Below are 3,086 nucleotides of genomic sequence, written 5' to 3' on the forward strand. Positions count from 1 at the left end.
ACCGTCTTGCGATACCCGTCTGAAAACCCTGCACGGAACGCGGCATTCTGCGTCATGATGCGCGACAACCAAGCTGGCCGGCACCGTCAACCGAGTTGGCCGGTGGCCCCAACCGAAGGGAGGGCGTAGCCCGACCGTAGGTTGGGGCCACCGGCGCGGCCCTCTTCGAGGGGGTGGGTGCTGGTCGCTGCGGGCCGGTAGGGTCGAGATCTCTGCAACCAAACGGAGATCAGACCGTGCCGGGCAAATCCGCCACCGACCAGCAAGTGAGATTATACATGACTGACCGCCTTCATCATAGCCAGCGTGCTGCTGCCGCCCGTGCAGGGTTCAGCGAACGCACCGCCCGTCGTATCGATGCCGATCCACGTCTCCCGTCGCAACGCAAGGCCACTCGGGGCCGTACAGTGCCCGACCCGCTCGAGGCGGTGTGGGAAACAGCGCTGGTGCCAATCCTCGAGCGCGATCCCGCAGTTCAGGCCGTGACCCTGTTGCGGCACCTGCAGTTGTCCGATCCGGAGGCCTTCCCGGATGACCGCGTGCGTCGAACGCTGGAACGGCGTGTCCGTGATTGGCGGGCCATGCATGGGCCGGAGCGCGATGTGATCTTTCGCCAGACGCCCGAACCGGGCCGCATGGCCTTGTCGGACTTCACCGACGCAAACGAATTGGGCGTGACGATCGCGGGCCAGCCGCTTGAGCATCGCCTTTATCACTTCGTTCTCGCCTATAGCGGCTGGGAGCATGCCGCCGTGGTCCTCGGCGGGGAAAGCTTCACGGCGCTGGCAGAGAATTTGCAGAACGCACTCTGGACCCTCGGCGGCGTGCCCGGCGAACATCGCACCGACAGCCTCTCAGCAGCTTACCGGAACCTTGATGCCGATGCCGCGGCCGATGTCACCAAGCGTTACGAGGCCTTCTGTAGCCATTACGGCATGCTCGCGAGCCGCAACACTCCCGGCGAGGCCCATGAGAACGGGTCGATCGAGGCTCACAACAACCACCTGAAGGTTGCGCTCGGCCAGGCCCTGATCCTGCGCGGCTCCCGCGACTTTGCCGATCTCGGCGAATGGCGCCGCTTCGTCGACGAGCTGGTGGCGCGTCGTAACAGGCGGCGAGAGGACGCGGTTCGTATCGAGATGGTTGCACTCAAGCCGCTGCCGTCCCGGCGCACCACCGACTTCACTGAGGTGGTCGCGCGTGTCACGAAGACCGGCGGCTTCCTGGTCCACCAGGTCTTCTATTCTGCGCCCTCGCAGCTGATCGGCAAGCGGCTTCGGGTGCATGTCTACGATGATCGGATCGAGGCCTTCCTCGGCGCAACTCATGTTGTTTCCCACCCGCGCCGCCGTGGCCGTGGGGACGGCCTGCGCGTCCACTGCGTCAACTATCGTCATGTCATCCACGCCCTGCGTCGCAAACCCCAGGCCCTGGCCGGATCTGTCTATCGCGACGGCCTGTTCCCGCGCTCGGAATACGCCGACGCCTGGGCTGCTCTCTCCACGGCCTTGCCGCGCCGCGACGCCTGTCGTCGCATGGTCGATCTTCTCTGGCTCGCCCACGATGAGGGTTGCGAGGCCGAACTGGCTGGCCTGGTCGCTGATAGCCTTGCGCGCGATGAACTCCCCGACGCCCGCGCGCTGAAGGGGAAGTTGGAACCACGCCTGCGGAAGCTTCCAGGCGACACGCCCGTCGCACTCACCGATCTGGCCAGCTTCGACGCTCTGTTGGAGGGCAACGCATGACCGCCCCCGCTGCCCCGCGCCCCGTCGACGTCCACGCGCTGCCCGCCATGCTCACTGCGCTGCGCCTGCCCAGCTTCCAGCGCCATTGGCAGGCGCTGGCCGAACGCGCTGACGCCGAGGGATGGCCCGCGTCGCGCTTCCTCGCCGCATTGGCCGAGATCGAGCTGTCTGAACGCGATGCCAGACGCATCCAGCGTCACCTGCAGCAGTCCCAGCTGCCTGGCGGCAAGACCCTCGCCACCCTGGACTTCAAGGTCCTGCCCGGTGTGCCCCGGGCCCGCATCGAGGCGCTGGCCGGAGGCGACTGGGTCGAGACCGGCGCCAATCTCATCGCCATCGGCAACTCGGGCGTTGGAAAGAGCCATGTTCTCTGTGCCATCGGCCATGCTCTTGTCGAGGCCGGAAAACGCGTCCTCTACACCAGCACAACCGATATGGTGCAGAGGCTTCAGGCCGCCCGCCGCGATCTCACCCTCGAAACCGCCCTCGCAAAGCTCGACAAGTTCGACCTGATCATCCTCGATGACATCACCTATGCCCAGAAGGATCAGGCCGAAAGCTCCGTGCTCTTCGAACTGATCGCGCGGCGCTATGAGACCAGGAGCCTTGCCATCGCGGCCAACCAGCCGTTCAGCGCCTGGGACAAGATCTTCCCGGATCAGGCCGTCACCGTCGCCGCCATCGACCGCTTGGTACACCACGCCACCATCCTGGAAATGAACGGCGACAGCTATCGCAGGCGTAGCGCTGCAAACCGACAATCAGAAAAGGCTGACGCTGGAACGACAGCCTCCAGCGACAACCTCGATCCTGACACCAACAGCATCATGGAGGAAAACACCGAATAACCGATCTGTTCGCAGCGGCCAGAACCGGCCATCTCGGTTGTCGGCACCGGTCAAAATGGTTGACGCTCTACAGCGGCAACCATCCCATCTCGGAACACTAGGTGCCGTATCCTTGCGGGTGCGGGACTTGGCACGACCAGATGGGCGGGATATAGGCAGATCATACAGCATGCCCGGGCACATAGCCTTGGCCCGGATGCCGTGTGATCTATGCAACCCGGAGCCGCAGATGCCCGCCCCGCCTAACCTGTTCCGCCCGGTTCTGGATGTGCTGATCCCGCATTACCGTAATCCTGACGGGTTGGCACAAAGCCTTCAGTCGATCGCTGACCAGGACTGGCTGGGGACAGATGCAACCACAGCCAGATTGCGGGTGATCGTGCTCGATGACGGCTCTGACGCAGCTGACATGACGCAGGTTGAGGCTCACTGTGCGGCCTTCCGCGCACAGAGTGGACAAGTGCTTGACCTGGTGCACGAGGCACAGAACCGT

The 3,086-nt window shown here is 64.5% G+C and carries 3 protein-coding genes; all 3 read left to right on the forward strand.

Features of this window, described 5'->3' with window-relative positions:
- The first annotated feature begins 278 nt into the window (after nt 1-278).
- Nucleotides 279-1,745 carry an IS21 family transposase gene (istA, locus tag EA346_RS11565; protein ID WP_296758731.1) on the forward strand — a complete coding sequence of 489 codons (1,467 nt, stop codon included), beginning with the start codon at nt 279-281 and terminating at the stop codon, nt 1,743-1,745.
- The gene (istB, locus tag EA346_RS11570; RefSeq protein ID WP_296758733.1) at nt 1,742-2,593 is read left to right on the forward strand and encodes an IS21-like element helper ATPase IstB; all 852 of its coding nucleotides are present in this window, start codon (nt 1,742-1,744) and stop codon (nt 2,591-2,593) included. The genes istA and istB overlap by 4 nt, the downstream gene beginning before the upstream one ends.
- Nucleotides 2,594-2,822: 229 nt before the next feature.
- The coding region (locus EA346_RS11575; protein WP_296758734.1) for a glycosyltransferase at nt 2,823-3,086 on the forward strand (264 nt) is incomplete at its 3' end.

The sequence above is a fragment of the Thioalkalivibrio sp. genome, from assembly GCF_007692535.1.
Lineage (GTDB): Bacteria > Pseudomonadota > Gammaproteobacteria > Ectothiorhodospirales > Ectothiorhodospiraceae > Thioalkalivibrio.